Below are 17,339 nucleotides of genomic sequence, written 5' to 3'. Positions count from 1 at the left end.
ATTGATGCAGACTATATATAAAGACGTACTAATTATTGGTGCCGGACTTGCCGGAGAACGTGCTGCTGCTGAAGCTGCTGGCGCGGGTCTATCCGCTGTTTGTCTAAGTATTGTTCCAGCAAGACGCTCTCATTCTGCCGCTGCAATGGGCGGAATGCAGGCAGCTCTTGGTAATAGTGTTATGGGTGAAGGAGACAACACTGACGTTCACTTTGCAGATACCGTAAAAGGTTCTGACTGGGGATGTGATCAGGAAGTTGCTCGTTTATTCGCAGACACTGCTCCTATCGAAATGCGCCGCCTATGTGATTGGGGTGTGCCATGGAACCGCGTTGTTCCTGGTAAATCCAAATACTTCAAGGGTGGAAAGCAGTTCGACAAAGAAGAGAAAGAAGAAAAACGCGGATTGATCACTGCTCGAAACTTCGGCGGTACTGCTAAATGGCGTACTTGCTATGTTTCTGATGGTACTGGTCACTCTGTTCTTTATACTATGGATAACCGTTGTGCTCAGCTCGGCGTTGAAGTTCACGATAAAAGTGAAGCGATTGCTCTGATTCAAGACGGCAAAACCTGTTACGGTGCTATTGCCCGTTCTCTCCGCACTGGTGAGCTTATCGCCTACGTTGCTAAAGCAACTATGGTCGCTACCGGTGGTTTTGGTAAAATCTACAAAGCTTCCACAAATGCTGTCATCTGTGACGGCGGAGTGCATGGCGCGGTGCTCGACACTGGCGTTGTTCCTCTCGGAAATATGGAAGCTGTTCAGTTCCATCCTACAGGGATTGTGCCAACTGATATTCTCGTAACTGAAGGTTGCCGCGGCGATGGCGGAACTTTGCTTGACGTTAATGAAGAAAGATTCATGCACATTTACGAGCCAGATAAAGCTGAGCTTGCTTCCCGTGACGTTGTTGCCCGCTGGATGACTCACCACATGCGCCTCGGAAAAGGTGTTCCTTCTCCTTACGGCGAGCATCTCTGGCTTGATATTCGTCATCTCGGCGAAAAGCACATCACTGGTAAACTTCGCGAAGTATATGAAATCTGTACTTCATTCCTCGGAGTTGACCCGGTTACCCAGCTTATTCCTGTTCGTCCTACTCAGCATTACAGCATGGGTGGTGTGCGTACAAATAAAGACGGCGCTGCATACGGACTTAAAGGTCTGTTCTCCGCAGGTGAAGCTGCTTGTTGGGACATGCATGGATTTAACCGTCTCGGCGGTAACTCACTTGCTGAAACAGTCGTTGCTGGCGGTATCGTCGGTGCTAAGATTGTTGAGTTTCTTAAAGATTACGAATGCAACATTCCTACAGCTGAAATCACCAAAACTGCCGCCAAACAGCAGCAGCGCATTGATGATATGATCAGCGGTAAGAACGGTAATGAGAATGTATATAAAGTCCGTGAAGCAATGCAGAACGCTCTAGATAAGGGCGCGCATGTTTTCCGTACTGAAGAAGGTCTGACCGAATGTGTTGAAACACTTCAGGATGTACTGAGACGCGCAAGAAGCGTTGGTTTACAGACTGATGGATACGGCGCAAGTCCTGAGCTTTCCGCAGCTCTTAAAATCGAAGGACAGGTTAAACTTGCCCTTTGTGTTGCGTACGGTGCTCTGCAGCGTAGAGAGTCTCGCGGAAGTCATAACCGCGAAGATTACCCTGCACGTAACGACCGTGACTGGCTGACTCGTACTCTTGCTTACTGGAAGAATCCTGATGATGATCTTCCTACGCTTGAATATGAAGATGCTTCTCCTAGCTTCGAAATGCCGCCGGGAGATCGTGGTTACGGCAAGATGCAGATTATCAGCGCAGACAGCAAAGAGGAGAGCTAGCCGTGGGAAGACAGCTAAAATTCAAAATATTCAGATTTAATCCACAGAATCCTGAATCCGTACCTCGTATGGAAGTTTTCAGTCTGGACGAAACTGACAGCATGACCCTTTTTATTGCTTTGAACCGCATCCGTGAAGAACAGGATGGTTCCTTGCAGTTCGAATTCTGTTGTCGTGCTGGTATCTGTGGCTCTTGTGCAATGGTTATCAATGGAAGACCCGGTCTTGCTTGCCATACCAAGACTAAGGACCTCCCTGATGAAATCACACTGACCCCTCTACCTGTTTTCGAATTGGTAGGTGACCTATCTGTTGATACAGGTTCATGGTTCCGTGAAATGTACAACAAGGTTGAGTCATGGGTACACACTGATAAAGTGTTTGATCCAACTGCAATTGAAGACCCTATGGATAATGCTATTGCGGAAGAAATCTACGAACTTGACCGTTGTGTTGAGTGTGGTAGCTGTGTTGCCGCCTGTGGTACTGCACGCCTTCGTGATGACTTCATGGGTGCAACTGCTCTTAACCGTTTAGGTCGTTTTGTTATTGATCCTCGTGATAAGCGTACCGATGCAGAATACTTTGAAGTTATCGGTTCTGATGAAGGTATTTTCGGTTGCATGGGCTTACTGGCCTGTGAAGATGTTTGTCCGAAGAATCTTCCGCTCATGAATCAGCTTAGTTACCTCCGTCGTAAGATGGGTGTTGTAGCTCTTAAGCAGATATTCAAGAAGTAAACTAAGTCTTACATTAGAATGATAAAGCTCCCGGTAGGTTACGCCTGTCGGGAGCTTTTTTTGTTTTACGAGGAATTAGCTACTTTAGCCAAATGTAGAAATTATCTCTTTGCTCTATGCCGTCATCAAGGCCGAGCTTTTTGATTTTGCGAATATTATTTTTAGGCATTTTACCGCAACGTGGTTCTAAGAAAGTAAATTTATCACAGCTGTCTACATTCGAACATTCCCAGCACCCTTCGTAGCTTTTAGAAATACAGCAATCCATGATTTCGCATGGAATGCCTGAGCATCCACCGCCAGCACGGCAGGGTTTATCACACTTGGTTTCTGCAAGGGCTGATAAGATTGTTTCAAATTCTTCATAGTTTTGAAATTGTGCACCGAAAGGGCTTTTAGTTTTGGCATATTTATCAAGCCCTATTTCTAGCAAATGATTTTTAAGTTCACTTGCCAGTTTGCTATATTCGTTTTGATAATGAATGCAGTCGGGACAGTATATTCCGCAATAAGCGACTTTATCTATTAATTTCATTTTAATCCTATAGCCAAACATCTTCATCATCCACCATGATTTCTGCTGTTCCGCTGGTTTCTTCAATTACTACTTTCGTGAAAGATTCAACCTGATCAGACGGCATTATTAAACTGAATGTAATGTCTGCGCCGAAAGTTTGTTCTTCAATATTCGCTTTAAAATCGTCAAGCATACGCCTAAGCATTCCCTCCTGACCATATCCAATCTCAACAGTCACAACCCGCATGGGAACTTTCATCACAACAGTAAGAGCTTCAAGCCCTTGCTGCACAGCTCCGGAATAAGCTCTGACTAGGCCACCTGTGCCTAAAAGAATTCCACCGAAATACCTTGTTACAACAACACCGATATCTCCGATTCCACTACCTTGTAAAACTTGAAGCATGGGCTTGCCTGCTGTGCCTTGAGGTTCACCGTCGTCACTCATTCCCATATTACCCGTTAGTGGAGGTCCTGCGATAAACGCAGAGCAGTGGTGTCTCGCATCAGGAAATTCATTTTTGATTGCGGAAATGAAAGCTTTTGCTTCTTCCCTGTTTTGAACGCGGCAGATATCACATATGAATCTGCTTTTTTTTATAACATCTTCAGTTCGTACAGGTAGTTGAGGGACAGGGTATGCTTTGTTTTTCATAAATTAAGGTAAGTCATAATTGTTAAGGAGAACAAGATTTAGCATGAATGTGAAAACGATTAAAAACTTTTACTGCAAGATAAGTTAAAATAAAAGTAAAATTAACTTGACTTGGTAATAGTAATTGTTATTATTTAGACAAGGCCAATGGGATAGGAGCTGAATTAAATAGTTAAATAAGGAGACGGTTATGGGAAGCTTACGTGAATACAGAAATTGGGACATCGATTGGGATATGACGCCAGAGGACGCGGTGACTCTTTACTTGGAATGGGGGAACCACCCATGGAATAGTCAGTTTACGCCGGTCACTTCAAAGTTAGATTTCACAAACTATTTTACCGTATATATGTGGGATGATAGGCCAAGAGTGCTATTTGTCCGCAGAAACTCGGAGGAAGCCCGTGAACTGCTAAGCCTAGACCTGCCTAGAGATATAGCAGAAAGGTTTAATAAGTCAGTTGGCGGCTTGAAGGGTAATTACCCCATTAATGAAGAAGTCCGAGAATGGATTGAAACCCAAATGAACAATTAGCTCCCATCTCCTTATTGCCTAACCCGAAGGGGAGGTCGATTATGTCGGCCTCCTCTTACTTTTGTTAGCAGCTCTACTCATTTATCTCATTCCTTAACCATATATATAAGTGGGTTTGTTTTAAAAAACCGATTATACTTGAATTGCTAATTTTCAGGTGTTAGATTCAGCAGGTATTAATAGTAATTAATTTATTAGGTTTTAAGTTTTTATAGTAATTTGGTGTGCTGCTTAAACAGGCATTCTGTTGTATGTTATTTGCGACAATGTAGAGGCTGATCAAAATGGCAAAGGGAATATTTCACGGTTCAATACAAAAAAAGCTTACTTTGATAGTTCTACTTGCAACTTTGCCAGCTTTTATGGGCCATCTATGGGCAGAAACATCAGCTCGCTGGGAAGCTATCGAGGCTGCAAAAAAAGAGACCTCTGTTATCTTGCGAGGATTTAGCGAAATACAGAGGCGCATCAGTGGCTCTACGCGCACTCTGTTGCAAACTATAGTTGCAGTTCCAGAGGTGAGAGATCTCAATGTGGATAAAACAAAAATTCTTTTATCCACCCTGCTCGAAGCAAATCCCATATATACTAATGTTATACTATTGAATCTACAAGGAGATGTTCTTGTTGCTGGTAAGGGTAATCCTAAAGGGATGAACTTTTCTGACCGCAAACAATTTCAAAATGCGATAGAAACTAAGAAGTTTGCTTCCGGCGAATTTGTTGTCGGAAAGGTTACTCGTAAAGCTATTTTTCCCTTTGCTATGCCCATTCTCAACCTAGATGGTAAGCCAAAGGGTGCGATTATTGTCGGCGTAGATTTGAGTCACTACGGAAAATTTTTCGAGAGTGGATATTTTCCGAAAGATTCTTTTTTCGGTATGTGTGATTATAGAGGAAATAGACTTTTCAGATATCCCATAAAACCTAATATTTCGCTTGGAAAGCCTATTAAAGATACTGTTTTTAATACTGCTAGCAGTTCGAAGAAAACAGGTACTCTTGTTAGTGCTGGGTCGGATAATTTGACGCGTATTATTGCATATGAGCCGTTATTTCTTGATTCCGAGACTGAGCCATATATGTACATGTTCATGGGTTTTGACCGGAACAAAGTGCTAGCAAGAGCTGATTCTTTGCTTATTCGGGGGCTGCTGACTACTGCGGTCTCTCTTTGTCTCGCTCTTATTATTGCTTGGGTGCTTGGCGGGAGAAGTATTGCCAAAAGTTTAGAAAAGTTGACCAATGTTGTTCAGAAACTTGGTAAAGAAGATGTGAAATCTCCAAGCGGAATAGACTATTCTGATGGCGAAATAGGGCGTTTGGGACAGGCATTTGATGTTATGATCAAGTTGCTTCGCCTGCGTGAAGGTGAAAGGAATCAGGCTCTTTATCGTTTAAGTGAAAATGAAGAACAATCTCGGATACTTTTAGATTCAAACCCATCTGGAATTTGTTTGATAAATCCCGAAAATTGGTTGATTGAGTTTGTCAATCCCGCCTTTATGTCCCTTTTTGAACTTCGTCCTGAAGATCTAGGAGGACTATGCTTGAATGAACTCCATCCTACTAAAGAATTCAGGGGTATTAAGACGGAATATCAGAAGCATTTTGCTAAAGAAATTTCATATTCTCCCGCAATTCAATGTCTTTCGCACAGTGGCAGGTCCATGGTTATCGATATTTCTTCTGCCGTTGTAACCATTCAGGGACGTGAGCTACTGGCCGGATTTTTCACCGATATTACCGAACGCAAGCAAACTGAAGCTTATATTATTCAAGCAGAAAAAATGATGTCAGTGGGAGGATTAGCGGCCGGTATGGCTCATGAAATAAATAATCCTTTGTCAGCAATTGTCGGGAGTGCGCAGAACCTTCATAATCGTATATTGACCGATAGTGCTAAAAATAGAAAAACAGCTGAGCTATGTGGTATAAGCCTCGATAAAGTTCATGAATATCTAGATGTTCGTGAAGCCCCTAAAATGATCAATACTATAAATGAATCAGTTCAGCGGGCTGCGGATATTGTTTCAAAAATGCTTGGCTTCAGTCGGAAAAGTGATTGCCAAGCATGTGATCATAATATTGAAGCTCTATTAGACACTACATTGGATTTGGCAGCTAGTGATTACGATTTGAAAAAAAATTATGACTTCCGGAAAGTAGCTATAGTGCGCAACTACGAGGTAAATTTGCATCCTGTTTTTTGCGATAGTACACAAATTCAGCAAGTTTTTCTTAATATAATTAAAAATGCTGCTGAAGCTATGGTCGATAAAAAATACGAAAATGAGAAGCCACAAATAACTCTTAGGGTGCGCGAAGAGGATGGTATGGCCGTTGTTGAAATTGAGGATAACGGCCCTGGCATTGCTGAGGATATTGCAACGCACATCTTTGAACCCTTCTATACCACCAAGCCTGTCGGAAAAGGCACGGGGCTTGGCCTTTCTGTGTCGTATTTCATCATTACAGATCAGCATAATGGACAGATGTTTGTACAGTCTTTGCCCGGTGAATGGACTCGGTTCATTGTTAAACTGCCATTTATGAATGGTCTCAAGGCGAATACGTAATATTTCACTAAATATTGCGATGATATTCGATATATTAATCCCATTTCCATTTAATTTTATCTCATTTTTTCTAGCTTTTGTAATTCTATTACAGAGTGTTAGTGGTGTTTTTTCTGTACTGTAGGCAATAGAGAATATTTGTTACTTGTGTTCCGTATAAAAATAAGTAGGATGATTCATCTTTTGATTGCAAAATCGAAATTTTATTTAAACGCAACAACTTGCTGACAATTCTTTCGGGAACGGTTTCCGGAAGGCATGATACTCGATTTCTGGATTACATGCATTAGATTGCGGCGTTATGATTCTCAAGGAGGCTTAGATGCCTGTTAAGTTTGCTGATCGGATGTCTACCGTCCACAGATCTTTTATTCGCGAAATACTAAAAGTTACTCAAGATAGCTCTATAATTTCTTTTGCTGGTGGTTTACCGAACCCAGAACTGTTTCCTGTCGCAGAACTTGAAGCGGCTGCGGTTGGTGTTCTACAGGATAGTGGCCCTCAGTCTTTGCAGTATTCAACTACCGAAGGCTTCCTTCCTCTACGCGAGTACATTGCTGCTCGCTATAAGGAAAAAAAGGGCATTGATGTAAGTCCTGACGAGATTATTATCACTTCTGGCTCACAGCAGTGTCTCGATCTGCTCGGTAAAGTTCTTCTAAATGCCGGTGATAATGTGATTATTGAACGTCCCGGTTATCTGGGCGCGATACAGTCCTTTTCGATGTTTCAGGCCAATTTTATCACTGTTAATCTTGAAGCGGATGGGCCTAATCTTAAAGAGCTTGAAGCTGCACTTGATAATGAAAATGTAAAAATGTTTTACGCTGTTACAAATTTCCAAAACCCGTCCGGCCTGACTTACAGTGCTGAAAAGAGAGCTGGTGTAGCAAAACTTATGAAAGGGCGCGATACCTTATTTATTGAAGACGATCCATATGGAGAGCTTCGTTTCATGGGTGAGTCACATCCTCCTGTTGTCAGGGGCTACCTTGAAGAGGGCGGCGTTTTGCTTGGATCTTTCTCTAAAGTTGCTGCTCCTGGGTTCAGGCTTGGTTGGATGGTTTGCGGCGGCGAAATGCGCGATAAGCTGATCATCGCTAAGCAGGCTTCAGATCTGCATACAAGTACTTTTGCTCAGCAGGTAATTCATCGTTACCTCACTGACAATGTTTTGGATGAACACATTGAGAAGATTAAAGAACGTTACGGAAGGCAGAGAGATGTGATGGTCGAATCTATCTCTAAATACTTTCCTGCTGAAGTTAGCATTACTGAGCCGGAAGGCGGGATGTTCTTGTGGGCGACTCTTCCTGAGTCTTTATCTGCAATGGATTTCTTTGAGGAAGCTATTAAAAATAAAGTTGCATTTGTTCCCGGTCGTCCTTTCTTCGTCGATGATAGCGGAGAAAATACTTTCCGTCTTAATTTTTCTAATTCAGATGAAGAAAAAATTGTCGAAGGCATTAAACGTTTAGGTGAAGGACTTAAGGAATTTATTGCTAAAGCATAGTTTCTGTATTTTTTTATGACTTATTTGAGGAGGTACAGGTTATTAATCTGTGCCTCCTCTTGCATTTAAGCTTTAAAATGATTAGTCGATAAACCAAAGATAATACCCCTTCTAAAGATATCGTTTTAGAAGTTATGTTAATCACAAACCAGAGGTTCAGTCATGTCAGAACATGTAGTTGTCATAGGTGCAGTTGCGCTTGGGCCAAAAGCGGCTTGCCGTTTTAAACGACTCAGACAGGATGCTAAAGTTACTCTTATCGACCGAGATGATATTTTTTCTTACGGCGGTTGCGGGATTCCTTACTTCATTTCAGGTGATGTTTCGGAATCTACAGCACTCCGTACCACCGCGTTTCATATGGTAAGAGACGAGCCCTTTTTTAGAGATATTAAAGGTGTTGATGTTCTTTCCAGTACTGAAGCCACTAAAATTGATCGCGAGAAAAAACAGGTTCATGTAACGAACCTGAAAACCGGCGACAAGAGTGTTATTGATTACGACAAACTCGTAATTGGAACTGGTGCTGCCCCTCGCAAACTATCTCTTCCCGGTGAAGAACTGGAAAATGTATATTATGTAGGTAATATGCATGATGCTGAAAAAATTAAACAAGGCATCACTGAAGGAAAATTCGCCAAAGCTGTTGTTGTTGGAGCTGGGTTTATCGGCCTCGAAATGGCGGAAGCCTTCGCGGATATGTGGGGAATTGAAACTACTGTAGTTGAAATTTTCGACCAAATACTTCCTCGTATGGTCAGTCCTGTTCTTGCAAAGATGGGGCAGAACCACATGCAGGAGCAAGGCGTAGCGTTTAAACTCGGTGAAACTGTCACCCGTATTGAAGGTGACGGAAAAGTCGAACGGGTTGTGACTCCCGGCGGCACAATTGATGCTGACCTAGTCATCATTTCCGCAGGTGTTATCCCTAACGATAAACTCGCTAAAGATTGCGGCCTTGAATGCGGAGAACGCGGTGGTATCGTTGTTGATGAAACAATGCGTACTTCCGATCCTGAAATTTTCTCAGGTGGCGACTGCGTTGTGATTGAACATGCTGTCGACGGTTCTCCATTTTACCTGCCTATGGGGTCTATGGCTAACAGGCAGGGGCGCATTATTGGCGGGAACCTTGCCGGTCGTAGCGAAACATTTCCACCAGCGGCAGGCTCTTTTGTAGTCAAGCTATTCGAAAAATCCATGGCGGGAACCGGTATGTCTCTTGGCGGGGCCAAACAAGCTGGATTCGACGCCATCAGTGTAATGCTTATTATGGCTGACAGAGCTCACTTTTACCCTGAAAAGGATATGATGACTCTTGAAATGATCGTTGATAAACCGACTCGCAGAGTACTTGGTCTGCAGGGATTTGCTTCAAGTGGTGACGCAATGGTTGGGCGCATCAATGCCGTTGCTGGTATGATGAAGTTCAAGCCCACTATCGAAGACGTCAGTAACTTAGAAGTTGCTTACTCTCCTCCATTTGCGTCAGCAATGGATGTACTTAACTCCATCGCAAATATGGCTGACAATGCTCTAGCCGGAATGAATCATGGGCATGGTCCTGATACTTTTGCAGAACTCTGGGCTGATCGTGAATGCGGTGATTACTGCTTCCTCGATGTTCGTGAAAAAGCAGATGCAGAGTCTTTCCTTGAGAAATACCCTGAGCATTGGCACAATATTCCGCAGGGCGAAATTCCAGCTCGCTTTGAAGAGCTTCCAAAAGATAAGAAACTTGTCCTTGTGTGTAACACCGGTGGGCGTTCATACGAAGCGCAGGTTATGTTAGATGGGCTTGGTTTTAAACATGTGCTAAATACTCAAGGCGGCATGGCTTTACTTAAAGCATACGGTGTTGATATCTAGTTTGTTTTAAGTGTTTTGGAGTTGTTTTTAATCTGAAGTTAACTAGAGACTTAAGGCGAAGTGTACTAAATGTGCTTTTGTCTTGAGTCTTTTTATATTTTTCATTATTGCTATACATATCAAATTGGTATACTATCCTTTCTTAAGTGAGATATTTTTTAATACTTAATGAATTTGAACAACTCGAAATGAGTAATATTTAAGCGAGGTCATATGAGGTTTCTAATTATTGACGATGATGAAACCGTCCACATGTATCTGACAAAGCTCTTGTCTTCGTATGCACGTTGTGAATCGGTTTTTAGTGGTGCAGAAGCTATAGATGCTTTTAGAAAAGCAGTTGAGGACAAAGATCCTTTTGATACTGTTTTTATGGATATCCTCATGCCGGAGATGGATGGACACGCTGCAACCAAAGAGCTTCGGGCTTTGGAAGCAGAACTCGGTATTAATGGACCAGGTGAGTTTAAACTCGTTATGATAACCTCTCTTAACGATACTAAAAATGTCAGCCAAGCATTCTTTAAGGGATATGCTAGCTGTTATATAGTGAAGCCTTTCAGCAAGGTTCGCGTTTTAAACGAACTTCGCGAAAATAATATCTTGTAGAGATACCTTTTTCATAGTTATTTAAAGGGTGCGATTTGGTTAATACAGATCGCACCCTTTTTTTATGTATGGAGACTCTAGTTGACGTGAGATTGGACGTAGTACATGATTCTATCCGGATAGTTTAGAATCATAGTTAATGAAATAAGGAGATTTATATGTTTCTCAAAAAGATAACTACATTTTTTATGTGCGCCATGCTTGCCTTGTCTCTGTCCGGATGTGGGGCTATTCTTCTTGGCGGAGCCGCAGCAGGCGGAACTTATGCCTATGTATCTGGTGAGGCTAGCCGTCAATATAATGCGAATTTGAACACTACTTATCAGTCTGCACTCAAAACGTGTCAGTCGTTCGGCTTAAAAATTGAGAAAAAGGCTAAAAGGCTCAGTGATGCTTCCATCAAAGCTATTGATGTTGATACTGGGATTTCTATTAGCATAAAGAGTGTTTCGTCTACGGTCTCAGAAGTTTCTGTTAGATATGGAATACTTGGTGATGAGCAGGCTTCTCAAAGAATTTTATCCGGTATTCAAAGAAATTTGTAATACTACCATTTGTTTACGATTATATGAATTAAAGGGTTCCAAGCTTAGCTTGGAACCCTTTTTTATTTAGACAATTTAATTCTGATAAAAAACCCCCTAATGAATGATAGTTCAAGAGGGGGTTTGCTTACGAAGCATATGTGTGAGTTTTAGTGAACCTATGAGTATCTCTTAGAGTTGCGAGCTGAGTCCATTTGGTGAAAGTCCGCATTCATGATGTTCGCACGGTCATCTTGGTGAATGTTCCAGTCATCTGTGTTGAGAACGAATATTTTACATTCCTTTCCGGCAGCTTCGTTCATTGGCTGAGTCTTGGGTGTCGTTTTAATCTGCTTCATTGCGGCAGGTTGCTTTTTTTTCATGATTTCCCCTTTGCTGAATTGTTGCTACGTATATTATCTATATAACCCTTTGAGAGGGACAAAACAACGCTTGATTTGAAAAAAGCGAAAGAAAGATTGAATACAGTTGGAATACAGTTGGAATACTTGAGCTATTTGCTAGAAAATCTTTAACATGCTTAAATAATGTATAAATATGAGTATGTGTAGATAAGATCCAACAATTGCAGTGGGTTTGAAAATCCTTTTGTGGTTTAATTTTTAAGCTCAAACATCATTAAAATAGTCTTTTGTAGCGGTGAGAAATTATCATCTGAAATGATATAGATAAAAGTTCCGCCATTCTTAGTGGTTACGATGTCCAGACCTTCATAGTTGTCTAAGGGCAGTGAATCTGGAATTCTGAGGAGTTCCTTTGGAATTATTTTTGAGCCTGATTTTAGAGAGATATTATTGATTACACAGAGTCTTATTTGTAATGATCCCGGACCTGTATAGCTCCTTTCTAAAGTAAGTATTTTCCCATTGGGCAGGTTTGCAGCCGAAGTAGGGCGGAAATCAGGAACTCGCTCGTATTCTAAGTTAATCCATTCTCCATCATTTTTTACTGCCGCAAATGAGTTGCTCTCAAAATTCTCATCACCTTCGGCAATAACGAGAAGTCTGCCATCGGGCAGTAGTAGTAGAGATTCCACGCCGCCATTATTAGGTAATTTGTCCATTCCATGAGGTGTGCTGACTTGCGTTGGAGAGCCGGATAGGTCTAGCTCTTTTCCTGAGTTGTAGTGATTAATTCGGTGCACACGTTCATATGCAACCAGATAACCAGAACCCGGCGCTCGGGTTAGGGCTTCGGCGTCTGCATTGTATTTTATTGAGAAGGTTTCCCCCTTAAGATTCAGCAGTTGCCCAAGGTCGCCCTCAGGGCTGACTCCGATAAGGTGGCCCTTTTTAGAATAAAGTAATTTTCCTCTCAGCCAAAATCCCATATCTGTAATTGTGAGGAATGAGTCGCGGTTGTCACTGACTATAAGGTCGGAAAACCCACCGAAAGCGGGATGACTTCCATCAATAACGATAGCGCCCATATATTTGAGCTGAGAACCATTTATGTCGATAATTTCGCCTTCGAGCGGCCCGATAGGCTTGGATGACAATTTAATTGTAATGGGATTCGCTACTGGCTGCTCTGCATTTTTAAGTTTGGTGGACGCCCCGAAGATCATAGAGAATGACGCGCATATAAGAATTATTAAAAAAATTATGATTTTTTTCATGTTTCCTCCTGTTTGTGAGATGAAATTTACGAATATGCAAATGTTCTAATGTAAATGATGACAATTGCGGTATAGTTTTTGTATAGTAGAAAACGTAAGTTCTTTCGAAATTTTAGAATATTAAATAACTTAGACTTTTTTATAAATTGTACAATAAAACGGAGAGCAAAACAGGTGAGAAATCTATTCACTACGTTTGCGTTGATAGTATTAATATTTTCATCGACGGTGTCCATGGCTGAAAGCGAGAAAAAGAACATACTTTTTCTTAATTCCTATCAGAATGGTTACGCTTGGTCAGATGATATTCTCGAAGGGGCTAGAGATGTTCTTAATTCGAGTGATATGGTTGTTGATATACATATCGAATATATGGATACAAAGAGATTTAAAAGCGAAGAGTTTACTGAAATTCTACATTCATATTATGCATTTAAGTATAAAGATTACAAGTTTTCAGCAATAATAGTTTCTGACAATAATGCCTTGAATTTTATGTTGAAATATCAGGACAGCTTTTTCCCGGGCGTACCAGTAATCTTTTGCGGTATTAATGATTTTAAGCCGGAGCAGATTGAGGGTAAAAATAATTATGCAGGAGTCCTCGAAAATCCGGATATTGGAGCGAATCTAGAGCTTGCTTTGCAGTTCAAGAAAGGTTTGAAGAAAATAGTAATCGTCGGGGACAAGTCCGTAACATCGCGCGCTATAATTCAACAGATTAAGGGCGCCGCGTCGGATTTCGCAGGCCGCTTAGAGTTTGAGTATTGGAACGACCTGCCGCTGACAGAATTGCTTGCCAAGTCCAGAAAAATGGGCCGCGCTGAAGTTTTGTTGTTCACACCTTTTTATAAGGGGGCCCACGGTGAGCTGTATAGTGCTGAAGAGGTGCTGCAGGTCATTTCAGAGAATTCTCCTGTCATGGTCTTTAGTGTTTGGGAATTCTTGCTTGGACACGGCATTATCGGGGGAAAGTTGCTCTCGGGTCAGGATCAGGGGCGTCAAGCTGCTCTGATGGTAGTAGATGTTTTAAAAACAGGTAAAATGCCGACTCCCAGAGTTTTAAAAGATTCCAATGAGATTTATATGTTTGATTATAATATGCTCAAAAAGTATCATATTAGCGAAGACTTGCTGCCTGAAGATAGTGTGATAATTAATGGTCCAGATTATTTTTACAAATTGAATAAGCAATTATTCTGGACAATTATAATCTCGATGGTTGCGCTCAGCATTATTCTTGTTTTCCTTGTGATCTCAATATTACAGCGCAGAAAAATTGAAAAAACCATTAAAGCACAGTTGTCTTTTCAAGAAATATTGATGGATACTATACCCCTCCAAATTTGCTGGAAAGATAAAAGACAGAAATATTTGGGTGCGAATCAGTCGTTTACTGATTTCTTTGAAATGGATGACCCGTCAGGAATTATTGGGCTTGATGATACTATACTGAGGCCGAATAAAGAGTTCGCAGAGCAAGCTGCAATTTGGGATAAACAGGTTATCGATTCAGGTGAACAGCGGTTGCGTATCAGTTGGGCTATGACTCGTGATGGAGCTGACCCTGTTTGGCTGGAAATCAATAAGGTTCCGCTTTATAACGAAAAAGGGGACGTTGTAGGAACTCTCTCAACTGCAGAGGATGTCACCCGCCGCGTTAATCTTGAAAAACAGCTCCTCCAGTCGCAAAAAATGGAAGCTATCGGAACTCTTGCAGGCGGAATAGCGCACGACTTCAATAATATTTTGACCTCCATCATTAATTCAATCGATCTCGCCATGACCGATGTGGAAGAGGGCACCATGACATGGACAGATCTTGATAGAGCGATAAAAGCTGCTCAGCGCGGATCCCGTGTTGTTAAGCAGATTCTTACTTTTAGCCGGCCTTCGCAGGAAGGTTTTAAACCTACTGATATTGGTGAGGTTGTGAGTGAAACTGTAGATTTCATTAAAGCTTCACTGCCACGCAATATAGGCGTTTTTGCGAATGTTTCGGACGGAGTTCCGTTGATAATGGCGGACCCGACTCAGATTCATCAGATCATTATGAACTTGTGTACTAATTCATTTCAGTCGCTTCGTAAAAGTGGAGGCGAGATTGAAGTTTCCCTCAAAACGGTTGAAGTCGAGGAGGAGCAGAGTGAGTTTATGCGCGTTCGTCCCGGCAAATATATTGAGCTTGCAATATGCGACAATGGTCCAGGCATTCCCGGTGACATTCTGGATAAAATTTTTGATCCGTTCTTTACGACCAAAGGTAAAGCAGAGGGTACTGGCTTAGGGCTTGCCGTTGTACATGGTTTGATCAAAGGCCATGGCGGAGGCGTAAGCGTTTCCAGTGCCCCGAATGCAAGGACCTGTTTTGAAATTTATCTTCCTGTTAAGGGGGAGCTTACAGACGTGAGGGCTAAAACTTATGGACCTTTGCCTCTTGGTAAAGAAAATATACTTTTTGTAGAAGATGACGAGGACCAGCTTGAAACCACTCCTAGGATTCTTGAAAGCCTCGGCTATACGGTCACAGCCTTTTCTTCGCCTGCGGAAGCCTTTAAATTGATATGTAAAGAACCGGAACTTTTCGATTTGATTATTACCGATTACGACATGCCCGAAACCAACGGTGTTGATCTGGCAAAAGATATTCAAAACGTTGCGCCCGGGATTCCGGTTCTTATCGTTTCCGGTAGACGTAACTTTTTGAACTTCGCGTCCGAAATACGAAATGTCAGGAAAGTATTAATGAAACCGTACAGTAAGAATATAATTGCAGATGCCATAAGGGAAGTTCTTACTTCCTCGGAGAAAACTGATGGGTAAAATCCTGATAATTGATGATGACGTGCAAGTTTGTGAAACGATAGGCAGTTTGATTATACGCTCCGGTCACGAAGGAGCTTATGCGCATAATTTGGCAGATGGTATGGAGAAAGTTGAAGCTGATCCCTTTGATCTAGTCTTTTTAGATATATCATTGCCGGATGGCAATGGCCTCGATTATTTACCGCGAGTAAAATCCGCACTTGGTTTTCCTGAGGTGATTATTCTCACGGGAAAAGGCGATGATGATGGAGCAGAGCTGGCTATTCAGGGAGGGGCGTGGGATTTTCTTGTTAAACCTTCTTCCATAAAGCAAATATCTTTATCCATGAGAAGGGCTTTAGAATTTCATAATGAAAAGCAAAATAAAGCACAGCGTGTAGCCCTTAATTTAGATAATATTGTCGGTAAAAGTCCGGAAATTAAGCGTTGCTACGATTTGATTGCTCATGCTGCTGGATCTGATGCCAACGTTCTCGTGACCGGTGAAACGGGAACAGGTAAGGAGCTTTTCGCGCAAACCATCCATGATAATTCTCTTCGGGTGAATAATAATTTTGTCGTAGTTGACTGTGCTTCTCTCACCGAATCCCTTATTGAAAGCACTTTGTTCGGTCACAAGCGCGGATCATTCACCGGGGCTCAGTCTGACCGTAAAGGGCTGGTTCAGTTATCCGATAAAGGAACCTTGTTTCTCGATGAGGTCGGTGAAATGTCTCTTTCCATACAGAAGTCTTTTTTAAGGGTTCTTCAGGAACGGACTTATCGCCCAGTCGGTGAAAACAAAGAGTTTAAAAGCAATTTCAGACTTGTTGCTGCTACGAACAGAGACCTTGATGCTATGGTCGCAAAAGGAGAATTCCGTCAGGACTTACTCTATCGTATTAAGACTATACATTTAACATTGCCGCCGCTCAGGGACAGGGTCGGTGATATTAGAGAGCTTACTGATTTTCATTTACGCCGCTTGCGTACGCAGTATGAAGTGCCTCCTAAAGTTGCAAACTCTGATTTTTATGATGTTTTAAATAACTATAACTGGCCTGGTAACGTGCGCCAGTTATTCAATGTTTTGGAGCAGGCCTTCGTTGCATGTGGTAGTGGTAATACTATTTATGCCATGCACTTGTCAGATGATCTGCGTATTAAGATGGCGAAGTCCAATCTTAAAAAGAATGTAAAAGCGGTTCCTGTCGTGCCAGTTGAAATTGAGTCTAAAAAAGCTGAACCGTTAGTAGAGGTTGCTTCAGCTATGGACAGTGCTGCGGCTCTTGAGGATTTGTTTACGCATGATTTGCCACCGCTGAAAGAATTTAAGGGGCTTGCTGAGAAAAGGTATCTCGAAGAGCTACTTTCCCGCTATAAAGGTGAAACCCCCGCTATTTTGAAGGTTTCAGGTCTTTCGCGCTCTCATTTTTATGCGCTGCTAAAAAAGCATGAGATTAAAGATTAGTAGTTCCAAATGTTAGTGCATGGAAAGTTTGAAGCTTGCT

At 41.9% G+C, this 17,339-nt stretch carries 14 protein-coding genes; 10 read left to right on the top strand and 4 right to left on the bottom strand.

Going from position 1 to position 17,339, the window contains the following annotated elements; genetic code table 11:
• Positions 1-4 precede the first annotated feature (4 nt).
• Both BR06_RS0101220 and BR06_RS0101215 read left to right on the top strand, forming a co-directional pair.
• Complete coding sequence (locus BR06_RS0101220; protein WP_031479312.1) at positions 5-1,843, top strand: fumarate reductase flavoprotein subunit; 1,839 nt, start codon at positions 5-7, stop codon at positions 1,841-1,843.
• A gap of 2 nt (positions 1,844-1,845) precedes the next feature.
• Positions 1,846-2,583, top strand: coding sequence for a fumarate reductase iron-sulfur subunit (locus BR06_RS0101215; RefSeq protein WP_031479310.1), 738 nt, complete (start codon positions 1,846-1,848; stop codon positions 2,581-2,583).
• 79 nt (positions 2,584-2,662) lie between these two features.
• On the opposite strand, the gene BR06_RS0101210 is transcribed toward BR06_RS0101215, so the two are convergent.
• Both BR06_RS0101210 and BR06_RS0101205 read right to left on the bottom strand, forming a co-directional pair.
• A complete protein-coding gene (locus BR06_RS0101210; RefSeq protein WP_169738210.1) occupies positions 2,663-3,118 on the bottom strand; it encodes a DUF3795 domain-containing protein in 456 nt (151 codons plus the stop codon).
• A gap of 7 nt (positions 3,119-3,125) precedes the next feature.
• Positions 3,126-3,755 (bottom strand): YigZ family protein, encoded by a 630-nt coding sequence (locus tag BR06_RS0101205; protein WP_031479306.1) that lies wholly within the window; start codon positions 3,753-3,755, stop codon positions 3,126-3,128.
• Between the two features lie 190 nt (positions 3,756-3,945).
• Between BR06_RS0101205 and BR06_RS0101200 the strand changes: the two genes are divergently transcribed.
• From BR06_RS0101200 to BR06_RS0101175, 6 genes are all read left to right on the top strand, one after another.
• Positions 3,946-4,290 (top strand): DVU0772 family protein, encoded by a 345-nt coding sequence (locus BR06_RS0101200; protein WP_031479304.1) that lies wholly within the window; start codon positions 3,946-3,948, stop codon positions 4,288-4,290.
• Between the two features lie 284 nt (positions 4,291-4,574).
• Positions 4,575-6,869 (top strand): ATP-binding protein, encoded by a 2,295-nt coding sequence (locus BR06_RS19510; RefSeq protein WP_051676855.1) that lies wholly within the window; start codon positions 4,575-4,577, stop codon positions 6,867-6,869.
• Positions 6,870-7,191: 322 nt separating this feature from the next.
• Positions 7,192-8,382, top strand: coding sequence for an aminotransferase-like domain-containing protein (locus BR06_RS0101190; RefSeq protein ID WP_031479300.1), 1,191 nt, complete (start codon positions 7,192-7,194; stop codon positions 8,380-8,382).
• A 162-nt stretch (positions 8,383-8,544) separates the two neighbouring features.
• Positions 8,545-10,251: an FAD-dependent oxidoreductase gene (locus BR06_RS0101185; protein ID WP_031479298.1), complete on the top strand. Its 1,707-nt coding sequence runs from the start codon at positions 8,545-8,547 to the stop codon at positions 10,249-10,251.
• A gap of 213 nt (positions 10,252-10,464) precedes the next feature.
• Positions 10,465-10,860, top strand: a complete 396-nt coding sequence (locus BR06_RS0101180; protein WP_031479296.1) for a response regulator — start codon at positions 10,465-10,467, stop codon at positions 10,858-10,860.
• Between the two features lie 158 nt (positions 10,861-11,018).
• The gene (locus BR06_RS0101175) at positions 11,019-11,405 is read left to right on the top strand and encodes a DUF3568 family protein (RefSeq protein ID WP_031479294.1); all 387 of its coding nucleotides are present in this window, start codon (positions 11,019-11,021) and stop codon (positions 11,403-11,405) included.
• Positions 11,406-11,563: 158 nt separating this feature from the next.
• Here BR06_RS0101175 and BR06_RS0101170 read toward each other — a convergent pair whose 3' ends face one another.
• Complete coding sequence (locus BR06_RS0101170) at positions 11,564-11,767, bottom strand: hypothetical protein (protein WP_031479292.1); 204 nt, start codon at positions 11,765-11,767, stop codon at positions 11,564-11,566.
• A gap of 233 nt (positions 11,768-12,000) precedes the next feature.
• Positions 12,001-13,023 carry an esterase-like activity of phytase family protein gene (locus BR06_RS0101165; RefSeq protein ID WP_031479290.1) on the bottom strand — a complete coding sequence of 341 codons (1,023 nt, stop codon included), beginning with the start codon at positions 13,021-13,023 and terminating at the stop codon, positions 12,001-12,003.
• A 174-nt stretch (positions 13,024-13,197) separates the two neighbouring features.
• Between BR06_RS0101165 and BR06_RS0101160 the strand changes: the two genes are divergently transcribed.
• The gene (locus tag BR06_RS0101160; protein ID WP_031479288.1) at positions 13,198-15,846 is read left to right on the top strand and encodes a hybrid sensor histidine kinase/response regulator; all 2,649 of its coding nucleotides are present in this window, start codon (positions 13,198-13,200) and stop codon (positions 15,844-15,846) included.
• On the top strand, positions 15,839-17,299 hold the full coding sequence (locus tag BR06_RS0101155) for a sigma-54-dependent transcriptional regulator (RefSeq protein WP_031479286.1): 1,461 nt from the start codon (positions 15,839-15,841) through the stop codon (positions 17,297-17,299). Before BR06_RS0101160 ends, BR06_RS0101155 begins: the two co-directional genes overlap by 8 nt.
• Positions 17,300-17,339: the final 40 nt, after the last annotated feature.

This window comes from Maridesulfovibrio frigidus DSM 17176 (genome assembly GCF_000711735.1).
In the GTDB taxonomy this organism is placed as follows: Bacteria; Desulfobacterota; Desulfovibrionia; order Desulfovibrionales; family Desulfovibrionaceae; genus Maridesulfovibrio; species Maridesulfovibrio frigidus.
The sequence above is the reverse complement of the archived record's forward strand: the minus strand, read 5'-3'. Positions and strand labels throughout refer to the sequence as shown.

Coding starts and splice junctions, on each gene's coding strand:
- BR06_RS0101220 (WP_031479312.1), top strand. CDS start 5: ATGCAGACTATATATAAAGACGTACTAATTATTGGTGCCGGACTTGCC.
- BR06_RS0101210 (WP_169738210.1), bottom strand. CDS start 3,118: ATGAAATTAATAGATAAAGTCGCTTATTGCGGAATATACTGTCCCGAC.
- BR06_RS0101205 (WP_031479306.1), bottom strand. CDS start 3,755: ATGAAAAACAAAGCATACCCTGTCCCTCAACTACCTGTACGAACTGAA.
- BR06_RS0101200 (WP_031479304.1), top strand. CDS start 3,946: ATGGGAAGCTTACGTGAATACAGAAATTGGGACATCGATTGGGATATG.
- BR06_RS19510 (WP_051676855.1), top strand. CDS start 4,575: ATGGCAAAGGGAATATTTCACGGTTCAATACAAAAAAAGCTTACTTTG.
- BR06_RS0101190 (WP_031479300.1), top strand. CDS start 7,192: ATGCCTGTTAAGTTTGCTGATCGGATGTCTACCGTCCACAGATCTTTT.
- BR06_RS0101185 (WP_031479298.1), top strand. CDS start 8,545: ATGTCAGAACATGTAGTTGTCATAGGTGCAGTTGCGCTTGGGCCAAAA.
- BR06_RS0101180 (WP_031479296.1), top strand. CDS start 10,465: ATGAGGTTTCTAATTATTGACGATGATGAAACCGTCCACATGTATCTG.
- BR06_RS0101175 (WP_031479294.1), top strand. CDS start 11,019: ATGTTTCTCAAAAAGATAACTACATTTTTTATGTGCGCCATGCTTGCC.
- BR06_RS0101170 (WP_031479292.1), bottom strand. CDS start 11,767: ATGAAAAAAAAGCAACCTGCCGCAATGAAGCAGATTAAAACGACACCC.
- BR06_RS0101165 (WP_031479290.1), bottom strand. CDS start 13,023: ATGAAAAAAATCATAATTTTTTTAATAATTCTTATATGCGCGTCATTC.
- BR06_RS0101155 (WP_031479286.1), top strand. CDS start 15,839: ATGGGTAAAATCCTGATAATTGATGATGACGTGCAAGTTTGTGAAACG.